The organism is Streptomyces sp. NBC_00287, assembly GCF_036173105.1.
In the GTDB taxonomy this organism is placed as follows: Bacteria; Actinomycetota; Actinomycetes; order Streptomycetales; family Streptomycetaceae; genus Streptomyces.
The window spans coordinates 1,602,376-1,620,132 of the sequence record NZ_CP108053.1 but is presented as its reverse complement, the minus strand read 5'-3'; the positions used below and the strand labels follow the sequence as shown (position 1 = coordinate 1,620,132).

The following is a 17,757-nucleotide window of genomic DNA, read 5'->3' as shown; positions in this document are numbered from 1 at the left end:
TCCCGCGCCCCGCCCGGCGTCCGTGACGAGCGTGCCGTCGTCGTCGCATCGCCCCCGGGGAGTGGCCGTGGCTGGATCAGGCGGAGCCCGCGCGGCGCAGTGCCTGGTACGCGGTGAATGTACGGCGATGTCGACTGACACCGGAAGTGTTCACCGGTGTCCCAAGGCCGTCAAGGTCGCGGACGGCAACGGTTGACGGGACGTCTGTGCGGTCGCACATGACACCGACAGGCCCGGATTCAGCCCCTGCCCGGCTCCGCGACCGCCCACTGCGCCTGCGCGGCCGCGGCCGCGGCTCCGGCGCCGCGCCGGATCTCGTGACCGGGCAGCCCGGCGCGGCCCAGCACCCAGCTGGCCCCGCGCAGGGACTTGGCAGCCTGTTTCAGCGGCGCCAGACAGGCAGCCGCCTGCCGATGGTCCGTCACGCTCCCCGGCACGCACAGGATCGTGGCCAGGGACAGTGTGACGGGCCGTCCGCCCGCCGACCAGGGAGTGTCCAGCACGGTGGCGGCCAGCGGATCAAGACCCTCCGGATCCGCGAGCACCAGGAAGTCGTCGCCACCGATGTGCCCCACGCGCGTGCCGCCGGACGCCGCATGCTGCAAGGTCCGCCCCACCGCCCGGATCAACTCGTTGCCGGCCGCGAATCCCGCGCCGTCGTTGACCTGCTTGAAGTGGTCGACATCCAGCCAACTCAGGGCGAACGTCAGCCCGTCCGCGATCCGCCGGTCCACCTCGCCGGTGATCGCATCCGAACCGGGCAGCCGCGTCAGCGGGTTGAGCCCGGCGGCCTCCTCGACACGCGACTCGGCGAGCGCCCGTACGAGGTCCGCGAGCCGTACGACGCCGACACACCGCCCGTACCGGTCCACGACCGCCACGTCGTCGGACGTACGGTCCGGGCCGCCGACCGCCACGACGTCCAGCACCTCCCAGGCGGTGGCGTCGACGCCTACCGTCCGGGGCGGATCGCCGAGCTTGAACGCCGGCCGATCGGCATACAGGGCATGGCCGTAGCGCCCCGACATGGACAGCAAGAAGCGGGAGCGGTGCACCGAGCGGACGGGCACCCCGCGCGTGTCGACGAGCAGTACCCCTGACACGTCCGGTGATCCGGTCAGGAGAGTGCGCACCTGACCGGCCGACGCGGTGGCCGGCAGCAGTGCGGCGGGCCGTACGAACTCCCGCACCGCCGGGCCCGAACGCTGAGGCGTCCCGCCGCCGGGGCGGCGGGGCGGAACGTATACGTCCGCCGCGGGCAGCCGGGCCGGCGGCGCGAACAGCTCACCCTGCGCCAGTTGCGCGCCGGCCGAAACCGCCGCCGCACACTGCAGTTCCGTCTCGACACCCTCCACGCACAACAGCGCACCCAGCTCATCGCACAGGGTCCGCATCGCGCGCACCGCCGCCGATCGCGCCAGCGTCGACGCGTCCAGCTTCAGCAGGTCGGGCGCCAGATCGACGAGCAGTCGCAGGGGTATGTCGCCGTCCCCGACGCCGTCCGCACTGATCCGGAAGCCCTGCTCCCGCAACGCCGCCACCGCCTCCAGCAGCGCCTGCTGAGGCACGTGCGTGTACGGCGGGACGATGTCGAGGGTCACCTCCCAGGGCATCCGCCCCGCCTCCCGTACGGCGTCGGCCAGTTGGGGCAGTCCGCCGAGGTCGGCGAGGGTGGCGGCGAAGACGTTGACGTGCAGCGGCAGCAGGGTCTCCTTGCGGGCCGCCGCCCGGACCGCCGACACGGCGAGGCCGCTGTCGAGTTCGGGGTCCCGTCGGGCTTCGGCCAGGATGTCGCCGGTCTCCGGACGGGCAAGAACCTCCAGCCCTGCCACTCCACCGGTCGTCAGATTGACCACCGGCTGGAAGGCGAAGCGGAGAGTATCCGACCAGGAGTGCACGCCAGCATAATCGCGCTCCCTTCACGCCCCCGAGCCCAGTTCATGAGACGTTCACGCAGGATTCCGGGATGGTCACAGAGCGTGGACTGCTCCCACATTCGGCCCTCATGCACCGCCCGCATCAACGCACGACGATCACTGCCGAGCCGTGCCCGAACAACCCTTGGTTCGCCGAGAGGCCCACGCGCGGGCCAGCGACCTGCCGCTCGCCCGCAGCGCCCCTCAACTGCCACGTCAGCTCACACACTTGGGCGACTGCCTGGGCGGGTACGGCCTCGCCGAAAGAGGCCAGCCCGCCGCTGGTGTTCACGGGTATGCGACCGCCCGGGCCGGTCGCGCCCTCCCGCAGCAATTTCGCGCCCTCGCCCTCGGCGCACAGCCCCAGATCCTCGTACCACTGCAACTCCAGCGCGGTCGACAGGTCGTAGACCTCCGCGAGGGAGAGATCCTGGGGTCCAATGCCGGCCTCCTCGTAGGCGGCGGTGGCGATCGACGCCCGGAAGGACTCCGCACCCGGCTCCACCGCGACGGCCGAGTCCGTCGCGATGTCCGGCAGGTCGAGCACGGTGTTGGGGTAGCGCGGGGTCACCGTGGACACCGCGCGGATCCGCACCGGCTCCGCCACGCCGTGCAGGCGCGCGAACTCCATGCTGGACAGCACCAGCGCCGCCCCGCCGTCCGAGGTCGCGCAGATGTCCAACAGCCGCAGCGGATCGGCGACCACCGCGGAGGCGGCCACCTCCTCCGCCGTGACCCGCTTGCGATAGCGCGCGTACGGATTCAGCGCCCCCATGGCGGAGTTCTTCACCTTGACCTGTGCGAAGTCCTCGGGCGTGTCCCCGTGCAGGGCCATGCGCCGACGCGCGTACAGCCCGAAGTACGTCGGATTCGTCGCCCCGAGGACCCGGAAGCGGAGCCAGTCCGGATCGTCGGGCCGGTCCCCTCCCGCCGGCCGGAAGAAGCCCTTGGGGGCGGCGTCGGCTCCCACCACGAGCACCGTGTCCGCGAGCCCCGCAAGGATCTGCGCCCGCGCGGCACCGATGGCCTGCGCCCCGGACGCGCATGCGGCGTACACGCTGGTGACCCGGGCGCCTTGCCAGCCGAGCGCTTTCGCGAACGTCGCCCCGGCGACATACCCCGGATAGCCGCCCCGCACGGTGTCCGCACCGACGATCGACTGGACGTCCCGCCAGTCCAACTCCGCGTCGGCAAGCGCCGCACGTGCGGCCGCGGTCCCGTACTCGACGAAGCCGCGCCCCCACTTGCCCCACGGGTGCAGCCCCACACCGAGCACCGCCACATCCTCCGCCATGCCGTCACCGCCCCCTCGTCGGCCGCCACTGCCAGGTCGTCCAGACCGCCTCCGCGTCCTCATGGAGCACGCCCGGCACGACCTCCACCTCCATGCCCACCGTCAGATCGCCGACGGTGACCCCGGGAACCGCCTGCCCCAGCACCACCAGGCGCTCGGCGGCCAGTTCCACAGCGATCAACGTGCACGGCTCCCACGGAAGTTCCGGATCGGTCACATAGGGTGACGGTGGCCGGTATTGGCTGTCCGTGTACGACCAGACGCGGCCCCGCCGGGACAGCGGGACTTCCTCCAGGTCGCCGCCCGGGCACCCAGGGTTGCGGCAGTGTGCGTCTTCGCGGGGAACGAAGAGCGAAGTGCAGGCGGAGCAGCGCGTTCCGAGAAGTCGGAAGTCGTCTCCGTCCCCGGCGAACCATCCGGCGACCACGGGCGTACGTGTACGTGACAAAACCCCTCCCCGGCAACAGATCTGACGGAACGTCAGAAGTGTGCCACGGTCATCCGGGAATGGGCACCGCTCCCTGCGTTGCTGTGGAGCGCCCGCCCCCGGAAGACGTCCGTCCGGTGATCGGATACAGTCCGCCGCGTGTCCGAAACTCAACACTCCAACCCCAACTCCGCGCCCGGCTCCCACTGTTCGAGCTGCGGAGCGTCCTATGGAGAGGGCGTCATCGGCTGGCCCCGCACCTGCCCGGTCTGCGGCACGGTGGCCTACCGCAATCCTCTGCCGGTCGCCGTCGCCCTCCAGCCCGTGTACGACACGCAGGGCACCGCCCTGGTCGTCATCACCCGCACCGTCGCTCCCGCGCGCGGGGGTATCGCTCTGCCCGGCGGTTACATCGACGACCGGGAGGACTGGCGGCAGGCCCTGGTCCGCGAACTCAAGGAAGAGACCGGCATCGACGCCGCCGCCAGGGACGTACGGCTGGTGGACGCGATGAGCTCGCCCGACGGCCATCTGCTGCTCTTCGGGGTCCTCCCGGAGCGGCCGGCCGACAACCTCCCGGCGTCCGCCGAGACGGACGAGACGGAGGGCTGGCACCTCCTGCGCCGCCCCGAGGAACTCGCTTTCCCCCTGCACACCGTGGCCGTGCGGGCCTGGTTCGAGGGCCGCTACATCTGACCTCAGGCCGGCGAGAGCCCTCGCACCCGTACCGGGTAGGGCGGCTCGGTGACGCCGCCCTCACCGTCCCGCTCCACGACCACCTGTCGGCCCTCCCAGCGGGCGACGTACCGTTCGACCTCCGGTTCGGCCCAGCCGTCGCCCGCATCCGGCACGACCAGCCCGCCGCCGGTCCTGCCCCGGGCCGGTGCCCACACCTCCAGCTCCAGTCCGCCGTCCTCCCCGCGCACGGGCACGACGGCACCCGCGCGCGCGAGCACCGGGATACGGGACAGCGGCGCGTCGACCAGCACCTGCCCCGGCCCCTCGTACACCCGCTCCGTCACCGTGTCGTACCACCGCCCCCGCGGCAGCTGCACCGCACGCCGGTCCGCGCCCGGATCGAGGACCGGAGCCACCAGCAGACAGTCACCCAGCAGGAAGGCATCCTCACAGTCACGCAGCGCCCGGTCCTCGGGGGCGCCCCACCAGACCGGCCGCACATAGGGCGCCCCGGCACGCCGAGCCAGATGCGCGAGCGTCAGAAAGTACGGCAGCAGCCGCCGGCGTTCCAACAGCGCCACGCGCGTGTGCTCCAACACCTCAAGACCGAACTCCCACGGCTCTCTGCGCCCCGCCCGCAGACTCGCGTGCGTACGGAACAGCGGCAGATACGCGGCCAATTGGAACCACCGCAGATACAGCTCGGGAGACGGGCTCCCGTCGAAACCGCCCACGTCCGGCCCCGAGTACGGCACCCCGCACACCCCGAGCCCCATCACCAGGGACAATGAGGCCCGTAGTCCCGGCCACCCCGTCGCCACATCACCCGACCACGTCCCGCCGTAGCGCTGGAGACCGGCCCACCCGGAGCGGGAGAAGACAAAGGGCCGCTCCTGCGGCGCCAGTTCACGCAGCCCCTCGTACGCTGCCCTGGCCATGCACAGCGCGTAGACGTTGTGCGCCTCGCGGTGGTCGCCGCCCCGCCCCTCCAGGGAGTGCCGGGCAGAACGCGGCAACGTCGACTCCCCGAACGCGGTGAACGAGGTGGGTTCGTTCATGTCGTGCCAGAAGCCCGCGAAGCCCTGCGCCAGCCGCTCCTCGTAGAGCGCGCCCCACCACTCACGCACGCGCGCGTGCGTGAAGTCCGGGAACACCGCTTCCCCCGGCCAGACGACCCCCTCCACGAGCCGACCGGAGGCGTCCCGCACAAACGCGTCCACTGCCGACCCGCTGTCGTACACCGCGTTCCCGGGAGCGGCTTTGACCGCCGGATCGACGATCGACACCAGCCGGACCCCGTCCCGTCGCAGCTCCTCGGCGAGCTGGGGCAGTTTGGGGAAGCGATCGTGGTCGACGGTGAAGACCTGATGGCCGTCGTAGTGGTCGATGTCCAGATGGACCGCGTCCAGCGGCAGCCCGCGCTCCAGGTATCCCGAAACGATCCGCCGCACTTCCTGCTCGCTGCCGAAACCCCACCGCGCGTGATGGTGCCCGAGCGCCCACGCGGGCGGCACAGTCGGTGCTCCGGTGAGCGAGGCCCAGGTGAGCAGTACGCGCGCGGGCGTGCCCACCATGACCCAGCAGCGCAGCGGCCCGCCGTCCATCCGCACCTCGCACGTCCCCGCCCGGTCGTGCCCGGAACCGGCGCCCTCCTCGCCCTCCCGCAACGTCACGGTGCCGTCCCATGAGGTGTCGTGGAACACCAGATGCGTTGCCGCGTCGGCCACCACCATCTGCACCGGCATCGTGATGTACAGCGGATCGTCGTCCGGCCCGAAGGCACGACCGGGGTCGGTGTTCCACAGGTGATACGTGCCGTCCCGCAGCCGGGGCCCCGACGGCCGCCCGCCGAGCCCGAAGAACCGCGCGTCCGCGGCCACTTCCGACCGCTGCATCCAGCGCGCCTGCCCGCCCTCCACCGGCTCCCACCACCGCGGCGGCAGATCCCGGCGCAGGGTGACGCCACCTGGCGTACGCACCTCGACGGCACCGTGCCGCGACACCACGACCGTCACCCGCTCTGCCACCACCCGCCAGCCGCCGTCCTTGTCCGGCTCCAGCACGGCCCGGGGATCCGGCTCCGGGCAACGGCCGGCCAGCGCGTACGACGGCTCGGCCTCCGCCCCGTCCCAGCCCCAGAACACGGCACCGTTGACCGTCACCGTGATGCGCAGCAGAGTCCGGCTGAACCGCAGGACGCCACCGCCAGGGCCGGGCTCCACATGCTGCACGGGACCGGGCACGCGTGCGCGTTCGGCCCCCCTGGGCGGCAGCCCGGCGGCGTCCGCGCGCCGCCTGCGCCATGCCGCCCGCACGGTACGCAACCCCTGGGCCGCCCCCGTAGAACCGACCACCTTCACCGAACGCACCAGGTCACGACCGTCCATGCTGCTCAGCCTGCCATTGACTGCCCCACGCGTGCGTGTCGTTCAACTGCCGTTCACCCGTGCCGGGACCACATCTTCACGACACGGACTATGTGGCGGGCGCCCTGGTGCCGGAGTCGATCACATGGCATCGTCCGTATCAGCCGCGTCACGCGCACACCCCAGCTCGTGCGCGGACGACGCACACGACGCGCACAGTCCGGGAGCCGCCCCATGTCGACCCTGAACCCCGAGCCGCTCTGGCAGCCGGATCCGGAACGCATCGCCCACGCACAGGTCACGAAGTTCCAGGCCTGGGCGGCAGAACGCCACGGAGCCCCGGCCGAGGGCGGCTACGCGGCACTGCACCGCTGGTCCGTCGAGGAGCTGGACACCTTCTGGCAAGCCGTGACCGAGTGGTTCGACGTACGGTTCTCGACGCCCTACGCGCGTGTGCTGGGCAGCCGCGCGATGCCCGGCGCCCAGTGGTTCCCCGGTACCACCCTGAACTACGCCGAGCACGCCCTCCGGGCCGCCGCGACCCGCGCCGACGAACCCGCACTCCTCCACGTCGACGAGACCCACGAACCGACCCCGGTGACCTGGTCCGAGCTGACCCGCCAGGTCGGCTCCCTCGCCGCCGAACTGCGCGCCCTCGGCGTACGCCCCGGAGACCGCGTCAGCGGCTACCTGCCGAACATCCCCCAGGCCGTCGTCGCCCTCCTCGCCACGGCCGCCGTGGGCGGCGTATGGACCTCCTGCGCGCCCGACTTCGGCGCCCGCAGCGTCCTCGACCGCTTCCAGCAGGTCGAACCGGTCGTCCTGTTCACCGTCGACGGCTACCGCTACGGCGGCAAGCAACACGACCGCCGCGACACCGTCGCCGAACTGCGCCGCGAACTGCCCACCCTGCGCGCCGTCGTCCACATCCCGCTCCTCGGCACCGAGGCCCGCGACGGCGCCCTGGAATGGTCGGCCCTCACCGGCGCCGACACCGAACCCGTCTTCGAGCAGGTGCCCTTCGACCACCCCCTGTGGGTGCTCTACTCCTCCGGCACCACCGGCCTGCCCAAGGCCATCGTCCAGTCCCAGGGCGGCATCCTCGTCGAGCACCTCAAACAGCTCGGCCTGCACAACGATCTCGGCCCGGACGACACCTTCTTCTGGTACACCTCGACCGGCTGGATGATGTGGAACTTCCTCGTCTCCGGCCTCCTCACCGGCACCACGATCGTCCTCTACGACGGCAGCCCCGGGTACCCGGACACCGGCGCCCAGTGGCGCGTGGCAGAACGAACCGGAGCCACCCTCTACGGCACCTCCGCCGCGTACGTCATGGCCTGCCGCAAAGCGGACGTGCACCCGGGACGCGACTTCGACCTCTCGAAGGTGCAGTGCGTCGCCACCACCGGTTCACCCCTGCCGCCCGACGGCTTCCGCTGGCTGCACGACGAAGTCCGCGAGGACCTCTGGATCGCCTCCGTCAGCGGAGGAACCGACGTCTGTTCCTGCTTCGCGGGAGCCGTACCGACCCTCCCCGTCCACATCGGCGAGCTCCAGGCCCCCAGCCTCGGCACCGACCTGCAGTCCTGGGACCCGAGCGGCAAGCCCCTGATCGACGAGGTCGGCGAGCTCGTCGTCACCAACCCGATGCCGTCCATGCCGATCCGCTTCTGGAACGACCCCGACGGCAGCCGCTACCACGACAGCTACTTCGACACCTACCCCGGCGTCTGGCGCCACGGAGACTGGATCACCGTCACCGCACACGGCTCGGTCGTCATCCACGGCCGGTCCGACTCCACGCTCAACCGCCAGGGCGTCCGGATGGGCTCGGCCGATATCTACGAAGCCGTCGAGCGGCTCCCCGAGATCAAGGAATCCTTGGTCGTCGGCATCGAACAGCCCGACGGCGGCTACTGGATGCCGCTTTTCGTCCACTTGGCTCCGGGCGTGGTCCTCGACGAGGCCCTGCTGAACCGCATCAAGCAGACCATCCGCGAACAGCTCTCACCGCGCCACGTTCCCGACGAGGTCATCGAGGTGCCGGGCGTCCCCCACACCCTGACCGGCAAGCGCATCGAGGTACCCGTCAAGCGCCTCCTCCAGGGCACCCCCCTGGACAAGGCCGTCAACCCGGGCTCCATCGACAACCTCGACCTCCTGCACTTCTACGAGGACCTCGCCCGCAAGCGCTCCTGATCGACCCGCGCCGGAACAGCCCCGCGCCCTGGCCTCGGACGCCGAACAAACCGGCAAAGTCCGAGGCCAGGCCCATTGTCAGTGCCGCCGGTTACTGTGAGTGAGCATTGATCGACCGTGCACAGGGGGAAACATGGCGCACACCGACCACCCGACCATGCGACGCGTCCTGCGCCGCGAAATCGCCGGAACCATCGGCCTGCTCACCGACGAGCACGACTTCCGCACCATGCGGCGCTATCGCAGCTTCACCTTCGACGACCACACCATCTACCTCCAACAGGTCGAGGCCCTTCTCAAAACACGAGCCTCCCAAGGCAGCCACACCACAGTGGCCCTCTTCGACCCGCAGGAGTACGCCGACTTCTGCACAGACACCGGCCTGGACCCCGACAACCCGTCCAGCCGCACACGCTTCACCGCCGAACTCGCGACCACCGGCCCCAGCCTCCCCTACGACGGCCAGCCCCTGGCCGACCTCGTCCCGGACCTCATCGACGAGGCAGTCCGCCAGGCCACCTGGGAGTATGCATCCACCCTCCTGGCCCGCCTGGGCACATGCGCCACCTGCGGCGAGGACATCGGCCGCGCCGCATTCGCCCGGGCCTCGTCCCTGCTCGTCCGCATCCTCGACACAGCCCGGCCCGGCCACCGACACCTCGTCTGCAGCGTCTCCGCCACACCGGAAGCACTGGTCTCCGTCCTGCACGCCGACGAGGACACGGGCGGCACCACGGAACTCGACGAGGCCGAAGCCCTCGAATTCACGACGGTGCTGGCTCTGGGCATCGCCACCCAGAGCGCCGGCGGACTCGTCATGCGCACCAGCACACCCGGCGCCACCGACACTATCTACGGCTGGCGCCTGCGCGGAGACGGCCTGGAACCCCTCACCGCCGGCGAGGTCTTCGACGCCTACTGCACGGACGTCGAGTCCGGCGACCTCATCTCCCCGGAGTCAGGTGTCGACTACACCGTCCCGCCGGACCTCGGAGAAGCGGGAGCGGCCTCAGGACACACGCACTGAACGCGGGAGGGGCGCCCCACCCGTAGGTGGAGCGCCCCTCAAGACCGGGGCGAACAGCGCCCAGGGACCGACTACTCGCCGGACAGTACGGCCTGCGCAGCGTTGCGTGCTTCCTCGGCGCTGTCCGCCGCCCGCGCGGCCGCCGCGGCACGCTCGCACTGCGCCAGCGTGTACTTGGCGAGGGTCGCCCGCACATAGGGAATCGACGCCGCACCCATGGAAAGGGAGGTGACACCCAGACCGGTCAGCACACACGCGAGCAGCGGGTCGGACGCGGCCTCACCGCAGACACCACAGCTCTTGCCCTCGGCCTTCGCCGCCTCCGCGGACAGCGCAACCAGGTCCAGCAGTGCCGGCTGCCACGGGTCCTGCAGACGGGACACCGCGCCCACCTGACGGTCGGCGGCGAACGTGTACTGCGCGAGGTCGTTGGTGCCCAGGGACAGGAACTCGACCTCCTGAAGGATCGAGCGAGCCCGCAGCGCCGCCGACGGAATCTCCACCATCGCGCCGAACTTCGCCTGAAGCCCGGCGGCCCGGCAGGCGTCCGCGAAGGCCTTGGCGTCGGCTCGGTCGGCCACCATCGGGGCCATGACCTCGAGGTAGGCCGGAACACCCTCGGCCGCCTTGGCGAGCGCGGTCAGCTGGGTGCGCAGGATCTCCGGGTGGTCGAGCAGCGTCCGCAGCCCACGCACGCCCAGGGCCGGGTTCGGCTCGTCGGCCGGAGTGAGGAAGTCCAGCGGCTTGTCCGCACCCGCGTCCAGCACCCGCACGACGACACGGCCCTCGGGGAAGGCCTCGAGCACCTGACGGTAGGCCTCGACCTGCTTCTCCTCCGACGGCGCGTTCTTGCTGTCGTCGAGGAAGAGGAACTCGGTACGGAAGAGACCGACGCCCTCGGCACCGGCTTCGACCGCGGCCGGCACGTCCGACGGGCCACCGACGTTGGCCAGCAGCGGCACCTTGTGACCGTCGGCAGTGGCGCCGGGACCGGTCGAGGCCGCCAGCACGGCCTTGCGCTCGGCGGCCGCGGCCTCCAGCTGTCCCTTCTTCTCCTCGCTCGGGTTCACGAAGATCTCGCCGGTGCTGCCGTCGACGGCGATCATCGTGCCCTCGGCGAGCTCACCGACACCGGGCAGCGCCACAACGGCCGGGACACCGAGAGCCCGCGCCAGGATCGCGCTGTGGCTGGTCGGCCCGCCTTCCTCGGTGACAAAGCCGAGCACCAGCGTCGGGTCCAGCAGGGCCGTGTCGGCAGGCGCGAGGTCACGGGCCACCAGGACGTAAGGCTCGTCGCTGTCCGGGACACCCGGCATCGGGACCCCGAGCAGACGCGCGACGATACGATTCCGCACGTCGTCGAGATCGGCCACGCGTCCCGCGAGGTACTCACCGGCGCTCGCCAGCAGCTCGCGGTACGCCGCGAATGCGTCGTACACCGCGCGCTCGGCCGTGCTGCCGACGGCGATACGGCGATCCACATCCGCCATCAGTTCGGGATCCTGGGCCATCATGGCCTGGGCCTCGAGTACCGCCTGGGCTTCGCCCCCCGCCAGATTGCCGCGCGCAATCAGGTCGGCTGCCACAGCCTCCACGGCCTTGCGGGCGCGCCCCTGTTCACGCTCCGCCTCCTCCGCCGGGATCTGCTTGGCCGGCGGTTCCAGGACCGCCGTTCCCATGTGCCGAACCTCGCCGATCGCCACACCGTGGCTCACGCCGACGCCTCGCAGCGTTGTCTCCATCTCACCCGTCTCCGTTAGTGCGGCGGGTCCCGCCGCCGCGATGGTTGTCCCTACTTGCCGTCACCGGACGGCGCTGACGTCACTTCCAGAGGAAGAGGCTGTCGCCGGCCTTCACATCGCCCTCGTCACGGAGATCGGCAAGGGCCTCGGCGGTGGCCTCAAGGGCGACGATCGGGCATACCGGAGACTTTCCGGCGGCCTCGACGGCGGCCGGGTCCCAGCGCACCACGCTCTGGCCGCGGGTCACGGTGTCGCCCTTGTTCACGAGCAGCTCGAAGCCTTCGCCGTTGAGCTGCACGGTGTCGATACCCAGGTGAGTGAGAACGCCGTGGCCCTGCTCGTCCACTACTACGAACGCGTGTGGGTGAAGGGAAACGATGACTCCGTCCACGGGGGATACGGCCTCGGAAGGCTCACGGACGGGGTCGATCGCTGTACCCGGGCCGACCATGGCCCCGGAGAAGACTGGATCCGGCACTGCCGCCAGTCCGATGGCGCGTCCTGCGAGCGGGGACGTCACGGTGGTCATGGGAAGCCTCCCAGGGGTGGAGATTCATATGGGCCGTCACTGCCTGTACCGGACGGCGCACTGTTCAGCAGGGTATGTCATATGAAGTACGGGTTCCGTTTGAGAGGAGCCGTCCGGTGGTCTAGACCATAACCCCAAACGATTTGCACCCGCTCCACGGCCCCGTGTACAGTCGTACTCCTGCTTGAGGCTGAGCGACGCGAACCAAGCGTCTTTGCCTGGCAGCACCCAACTTGTCAGATCCTATCTCGGGGTCACTTTCTGCATGCCCGCAGGATAGTGGTCAGGGAGTCGGAAAAACCCTGATAGAGTTTGGAAACACCGAAGGGAAGCCCGGAGGAAAGCCCGCGAGGGTGAGTACAAAGGAAGCGACCGTTCCTTGAGAACTCAACAGCGTGCCAAAAGTCAACGCCAGATATGTTGATACCCCGTCCGTCGGAATACTCCGATGGTCGAGGTTCCTTTGAAATAACACAGCGAGGACGCTGTGTGCGAGGGGATTATTCCTCCTCTCGCACCGCTCTCGTGGTGTCAACCGGATTACCGGTAAACATTCACGGAGAGTTTGATCCTGGCTCAGGACGAACGCTGGCGGCGTGCTTAACACATGCAAGTCGAACGATGAACCACTTCGGTGGGGATTAGTGGCGAACGGGTGAGTAACACGTGGGCAATCTGCCCTTCACTCTGGGACAAGCCCTGGAAACGGGGTCTAATACCGGATAACACTCCTGCCTGCATGGGCGGGGGTTAAAAGCTCCGGCGGTGAAGGATGAGCCCGCGGCCTATCAGCTTGTTGGTGAGGTAATGGCTCACCAAGGCGACGACGGGTAGCCGGCCTGAGAGGGCGACCGGCCACACTGGGACTGAGACACGGCCCAGACTCCTACGGGAGGCAGCAGTGGGGAATATTGCACAATGGGCGAAAGCCTGATGCAGCGACGCCGCGTGAGGGATGACGGCCTTCGGGTTGTAAACCTCTTTCAGCAGGGAAGAAGCGAAAGTGACGGTACCTGCAGAAGAAGCGCCGGCTAACTACGTGCCAGCAGCCGCGGTAATACGTAGGGCGCAAGCGTTGTCCGGAATTATTGGGCGTAAAGAGCTCGTAGGCGGCTTGTCACGTCGATTGTGAAAGCCCGGGGCTTAACCCCGGGTCTGCAGTCGATACGGGCTAGCTAGAGTGTGGTAGGGGAGATCGGAATTCCTGGTGTAGCGGTGAAATGCGCAGATATCAGGAGGAACACCGGTGGCGAAGGCGGATCTCTGGGCCATTACTGACGCTGAGGAGCGAAAGCGTGGGGAGCGAACAGGATTAGATACCCTGGTAGTCCACGCCGTAAACGGTGGGAACTAGGTGTTGGCGACATTCCACGTCGTCGGTGCCGCAGCTAACGCATTAAGTTCCCCGCCTGGGGAGTACGGCCGCAAGGCTAAAACTCAAAGGAATTGACGGGGGCCCGCACAAGCAGCGGAGCATGTGGCTTAATTCGACGCAACGCGAAGAACCTTACCAAGGCTTGACATACACCGGAAAGCATTAGAGATAGTGCCCCCCTTGTGGTCGGTGTACAGGTGGTGCATGGCTGTCGTCAGCTCGTGTCGTGAGATGTTGGGTTAAGTCCCGCAACGAGCGCAACCCTTGTCCTGTGTTGCCAGCATGCCCTTCGGGGTGATGGGGACTCACAGGAGACCGCCGGGGTCAACTCGGAGGAAGGTGGGGACGACGTCAAGTCATCATGCCCCTTATGTCTTGGGCTGCACACGTGCTACAATGGCCGGTACAATGAGCTGCGAAACCGTGAGGTAGAGCGAATCTCAAAAAGCCGGTCTCAGTTCGGATTGGGGTCTGCAACTCGACCCCATGAAGTCGGAGTTGCTAGTAATCGCAGATCAGCATTGCTGCGGTGAATACGTTCCCGGGCCTTGTACACACCGCCCGTCACGTCACGAAAGTCGGTAACACCCGAAGCCGGTGGCCCAACCCCTTGTGGGAGGGAGCTGTCGAAGGTGGGACTGGCGATTGGGACGAAGTCGTAACAAGGTAGCCGTACCGGAAGGTGCGGCTGGATCACCTCCTTTCTAAGGAGCATCTAGGCCGCCAAGCTTGCTTGGTGGTCCAGAGCCACTACGTCGGCGAATGATCGACGGTGGTTAGCTCATGGGTGGAACGTTGACTATTCGGCACACTTGATCGTCTTCTCCTTCCAGTACTGCTCGCAAGAGTGTGGAACGTTGAGGGGAGCGGGGAGTGTGCCGGGCACGTTGTTGGGTGTCTGAGGGAATGGTTTTTCCTCAGTCGCCGGCCCCGGTAAAAGTCTGATTCTTCAGGCTGTGACGGGTGGCTGGTCGTTGTTTGAGAACTGCACAGTGGACGCGAGCATCTGTGGCCAAGTTTTTAAGGGCGCACGGTGGATGCCTTGGCACCAGGAACCGATGAAGGACGTGGGAGGCCACGATAGTCCCCGGGGAGTCGTCAACCAGGCTTTGATCCGGGGGTTTCCGAATGGGGAAACCCGGCAGTCGTCATGGGCTGTCACCCATACCTGAACACATAGGGTATGTGGAGGGAACGCGGGGAAGTGAAACATCTCAGTACCCGCAGGAAGAGAAAACAACCGTGATTCCGGGAGTAGTGGCGAGCGAAACCGGATGAGGCCAAACCTACGACGTGTGAGACCCGGCAGGGGTTGCGTCGTGGGGGTTGTGGGATCTCTCTTTCACAGTCTGCCGGCTGTGAGGCGAGTCAGAAACCGTTGATGTAGGCGAAGGGCATGCGAAAGGCCCGGCGTAGAGGGTAAGACCCCCGTAGTCGAAACATCAGCGGCTTGCTTGAGAGACACCCAAGTAGCACGGGGCCCGAGAAATCCCGTGTGAATCTGGCGGGACCACCCGCTAAGCCTAAATATTCCCTGGTGACCGATAGCGGATAGTACCGTGAGGGAATGGTGAAAAGTACCGCGGGAGCGGAGTGAAATAGTACCTGAAACCGTGTGCCTACAAGCCGTGGGAGCGTCGGACATCAAGCTTGCTTGGTGTCTCGTGACTGCGTGCCTTTTGAAGAATGAGCCTGCGAGTTTGCGGTGTGTTGCGAGGTTAACCCGTGTGGGGAAGCCGTAGCGAAAGCGAGTCCGAATAGGGCGGTATAGTAGCGCGCTCAAGACCCGAAGCGGAGTGATCTAGCCATGGGCAGGTTGAAGCGGAGGTAAGACTTCGTGGAGGACCGAACCCACCAGGGTTGAAAACCTGGGGGATGACCTGTGGTTAGGGGTGAAAGGCCAATCAAACTCCGTGATAGCTGGTTCTCCCCGAAATGCATTTAGGTGCAGCGTCGCGTGTTTCTTGCCGGAGGTAGAGCACTGGATAGGCGATGGGCCCTACCGGGTTACTGACCTTAGCCAAACTCCGAATGCCGGTAAGTGAGAGCGCGGCAGTGAGACTGTGGGGGATAAGCTCCATGGTCGAGAGGGAAACAGCCCAGAGCATCGACTAAGGCCCCTAAGCGTACGCTAAGTGGGAAAGGATGTGGAGTCGCACAGACAACCAGGAGGTTGGCTTAGAAGCAGCCACCCTTGAAAGAGTGCGTAATAGCTCACTGGTCTAGTGATTCCGCGCCGACAATGTAGCGGGGCTCAAGCGTACCGCCGAAGTCGTGTCATTGCAGCAATAGGGCCAACGCCCGCTGTGATGGGTAGGGGAGCGTCGTGTGCCGGGTGAAGCCGCGCCGGAAGGCAGTGGTGGACGGTTCACGAGTGAGAATGCAGGCATGAGTAGCGATACACACGTGAGAAACGTGTGCGCCGATTGACTAAGGGTTCCTGGGTCAAGCTGATCTGCCCAGGGTAAGTCGGGACCTAAGGCGAGGCCGACAGGCGTAGTCGATGGATAACCGGTTGATATTCCGGTACCCGCTGTGAAGCGTCAAACACTGAACCAGGCGATGCTAAGTCCGTGAAGCCGCCCCGGAGCCTTCGGGCAAAGGGGAGTGGTGGAGCCGACGGACCAGACTTGCAGTAGGTGAGTGATGGGGTGACGCAGGAAGGTAGTCCAGCCCGGGCGGTGGTTGTCCCGGGGTAAGGGTGTAGGCCGTGCGATAGGCAAATCCGTCGCACATCAAGGCTGAGACCTGATGCCGAGCCGATTGTGGTGAAGTGGATGATCCTATGCTGTCGAGAAAAGCCTCTAGCGAGTTTCATGGCGGCCCGTACCCTAAACCGACTCAGGTGGTCAGGTAGAGAATACCGAGGCGTTCGGGTGAACTATGGTTAAGGAACTCGGCAAAATGCCCCCGTAACTTCGGGAGAAGGGGGGCCATCACTGGTGAGAGGACTTGCTCCTCGAGCTGGGGGTGGCCGCAGAGACCAGCGAGAAGCGACTGTTTACTAAAAACACAGGTCCGTGCGAAGCCGTAAGGCGATGTATACGGACTGACGCCTGCCCGGTGCTGGAACGTTAAGGGGACCGGTTAGTCACTCTTCGGGGTGGCGAAGCTGAGAACTTAAGCGCCAGTAAACGGCGGTGGTAACTATAACCATCCTAAGGTAGCGAAATTCCTTGTCGGGTAAGTTCCGACCTGCACGAATGGCGTAACGACTTCTCGACTGTCTCAACCATAGGCCCGGTGAAATTGCACTACGAGTAAAGATGCTCGTTTCGCGCAGCAGGACGGAAAGACCCCGGGACCTTTACTACAGTTTGATATTGGTGTTCGGTTCGGCTTGTGTAGGATAGCTGGGAGACTGTGAACTCTGGACGCCAGTTCAGGGGGAGTCGTCGTTGAAATACCAGTCTGGTCGTGCTGGATGTCTAACCTGGGTCCGTGATCCGGATCAGGGACAGTGTCTGATGGGTAGTTTAACTGGGGCGGTTGCCTCCTAAAGAGTAACGGAGGCGCCCAAAGGTTCCCTCAGCCTGGTTGGCAATCAGGTGTTGAGTGTAAGTGCACAAGGGAGCTTGACTGTGAGACCGACGGGTCGAGCAGGGACGAAAGTCGGGACTAGTGATCCGGCGGTGGCTTGTGGAAGCGCCGTCGCTCAACGGATAAAAGGTACCCCGGGGATAACAGGCTGATCTTCCCCAAGAGTCCATATCGACGGGATGGTTTGGCACCTCGATGTCGGCTCGTCGCATCCTGGGGCTGGAGTCGGTCCCAAGGGTTGGGCTGTTCGCCCATTAAAGCGGTACGCGAGCTGGGTTTAGAACGTCGTGAGACAGTTCGGTCCCTATCCGCTGTGCGCGTAGGAATATTGAGAAGGGCTGTCCCTAGTACGAGAGGACCGGGACGGACGAACCTCTGGTGTGCCAGTTGTCCTGCCAAGGGCATGGCTGGTTGGCTACGTTCGGGAGGGATAACCGCTGAAAGCATCTAAGCGGGAAGCCTGCTTCGAGATGAGTATTCCCACCTCCTTGAGAGGGTAAGGCTCCCAGTAGACGACTGGGTTGATAGGCCGGATATGGAAGCACGGTAACGTGTGGAGTTGACCGGTACTAATAGGCCGAGGGCTTGTCCTCAGTTGCTCGCGTCCACTGTGTTGGTTCTGAAACCACGAACAGCCCCATGTGCCACACATGGCCCGGTT

Annotated in this window: 9 protein-coding genes and 2 rRNA genes; 5 read left to right on the top strand and 6 right to left on the bottom strand. The window is 66.8% G+C overall.

Annotated elements, in window-relative coordinates:
• Positions 1-239 precede the first annotated feature (239 nt).
• The 3 genes from OHT76_RS07340 to OHT76_RS07330 all read right to left on the bottom strand — a co-directional run bounded on the left by OHT76_RS07340 (position 240) and on the right by OHT76_RS07330 (position 3,637).
• Positions 240-1,898 (bottom strand): GGDEF domain-containing protein, encoded by a 1,659-nt coding sequence (locus tag OHT76_RS07340; protein ID WP_328869936.1) that lies wholly within the window; start codon positions 1,896-1,898, stop codon positions 240-242.
• Between the two features lie 121 nt (positions 1,899-2,019).
• Positions 2,020-3,210: a lipid-transfer protein gene (locus OHT76_RS07335; protein ID WP_328869935.1), complete on the bottom strand. Its 1,191-nt coding sequence runs from the start codon at positions 3,208-3,210 to the stop codon at positions 2,020-2,022.
• A 4-nt stretch (positions 3,211-3,214) separates the two neighbouring features.
• A complete protein-coding gene (locus OHT76_RS07330) occupies positions 3,215-3,637 on the bottom strand; it encodes a Zn-ribbon domain-containing OB-fold protein (protein ID WP_328876474.1) in 423 nt (140 codons plus the stop codon).
• A 159-nt stretch (positions 3,638-3,796) separates the two neighbouring features.
• Here OHT76_RS07330 and OHT76_RS07325 point away from each other — a divergent pair, with 159 nt between their 5' ends.
• Positions 3,797-4,333 (top strand): NUDIX domain-containing protein, encoded by a 537-nt coding sequence (locus tag OHT76_RS07325; RefSeq protein WP_328869934.1) that lies wholly within the window; start codon positions 3,797-3,799, stop codon positions 4,331-4,333.
• 2 nt (positions 4,334-4,335) lie between these two features.
• Here the strand turns inward: OHT76_RS07325 and OHT76_RS07320 are convergent, their stop codons facing one another.
• On the bottom strand, positions 4,336-6,702 hold the full coding sequence (locus tag OHT76_RS07320) for a glycoside hydrolase family 31 protein (RefSeq protein ID WP_328869933.1): 2,367 nt from the start codon (positions 6,700-6,702) through the stop codon (positions 4,336-4,338).
• A 213-nt stretch (positions 6,703-6,915) separates the two neighbouring features.
• On the opposite strand from OHT76_RS07320, the gene OHT76_RS07315 reads away from it, so the two are divergent.
• Positions 6,916-8,883, top strand: a complete 1,968-nt coding sequence (locus OHT76_RS07315) for an acetoacetate--CoA ligase (RefSeq protein WP_328869932.1) — start codon at positions 6,916-6,918, stop codon at positions 8,881-8,883.
• 133 nt (positions 8,884-9,016) lie between these two features.
• Positions 9,017-9,910, top strand: a complete 894-nt coding sequence (locus OHT76_RS07310; RefSeq protein WP_328869931.1) for a hypothetical protein — start codon at positions 9,017-9,019, stop codon at positions 9,908-9,910.
• A 71-nt stretch (positions 9,911-9,981) separates the two neighbouring features.
• On the opposite strand, the gene ptsP is transcribed toward OHT76_RS07310, so the two are convergent.
• Together ptsP and OHT76_RS07300 are read right to left on the bottom strand one after the other, a co-directional pair.
• Positions 9,982-11,652, bottom strand: coding sequence for a phosphoenolpyruvate--protein phosphotransferase (gene ptsP, locus OHT76_RS07305; protein ID WP_328869930.1), 1,671 nt, complete (start codon positions 11,650-11,652; stop codon positions 9,982-9,984).
• A 79-nt stretch (positions 11,653-11,731) separates the two neighbouring features.
• Positions 11,732-12,181 (bottom strand): PTS sugar transporter subunit IIA, encoded by a 450-nt coding sequence (locus OHT76_RS07300; RefSeq protein WP_328869929.1) that lies wholly within the window; start codon positions 12,179-12,181, stop codon positions 11,732-11,734.
• Positions 12,182-12,734: 553 nt separating this feature from the next.
• On the opposite strand from OHT76_RS07300, the gene OHT76_RS07295 reads away from it, so the two are divergent.
• Positions 12,735-14,260 (top strand): 16S ribosomal RNA (locus tag OHT76_RS07295).
• Positions 14,261-14,566: 306 nt separating this feature from the next.
• A 23S ribosomal RNA gene (locus OHT76_RS07290) occupies positions 14,567-17,689 on the top strand.
• The 16S and 23S rRNA genes sit together here, the layout of an rRNA operon.
• Positions 17,690-17,757: the final 68 nt, after the last annotated feature.

Excerpts from the sequence above, each read along its gene's own strand:
- OHT76_RS07300 (WP_328869929.1), bottom strand. The coding sequence starts at position 12,181 with ATGACCACCGTGACGTCCCCGCTCGCAGGACGCGCCATCGGACTGGCG.
- OHT76_RS07320 (WP_328869933.1), bottom strand. The coding sequence starts at position 6,702 with ATGGACGGTCGTGACCTGGTGCGTTCGGTGAAGGTGGTCGGTTCTACG.
- ptsP (WP_328869930.1), bottom strand. The coding sequence starts at position 11,652 with ATGGAGACAACGCTGCGAGGCGTCGGCGTGAGCCACGGTGTGGCGATC.
- OHT76_RS07315 (WP_328869932.1), top strand. The coding sequence starts at position 6,916 with ATGTCGACCCTGAACCCCGAGCCGCTCTGGCAGCCGGATCCGGAACGC.
- OHT76_RS07310 (WP_328869931.1), top strand. The coding sequence starts at position 9,017 with ATGGCGCACACCGACCACCCGACCATGCGACGCGTCCTGCGCCGCGAA.
- OHT76_RS07335 (WP_328869935.1), bottom strand. The coding sequence starts at position 3,210 with ATGGCGGAGGATGTGGCGGTGCTCGGTGTGGGGCTGCACCCGTGGGGC.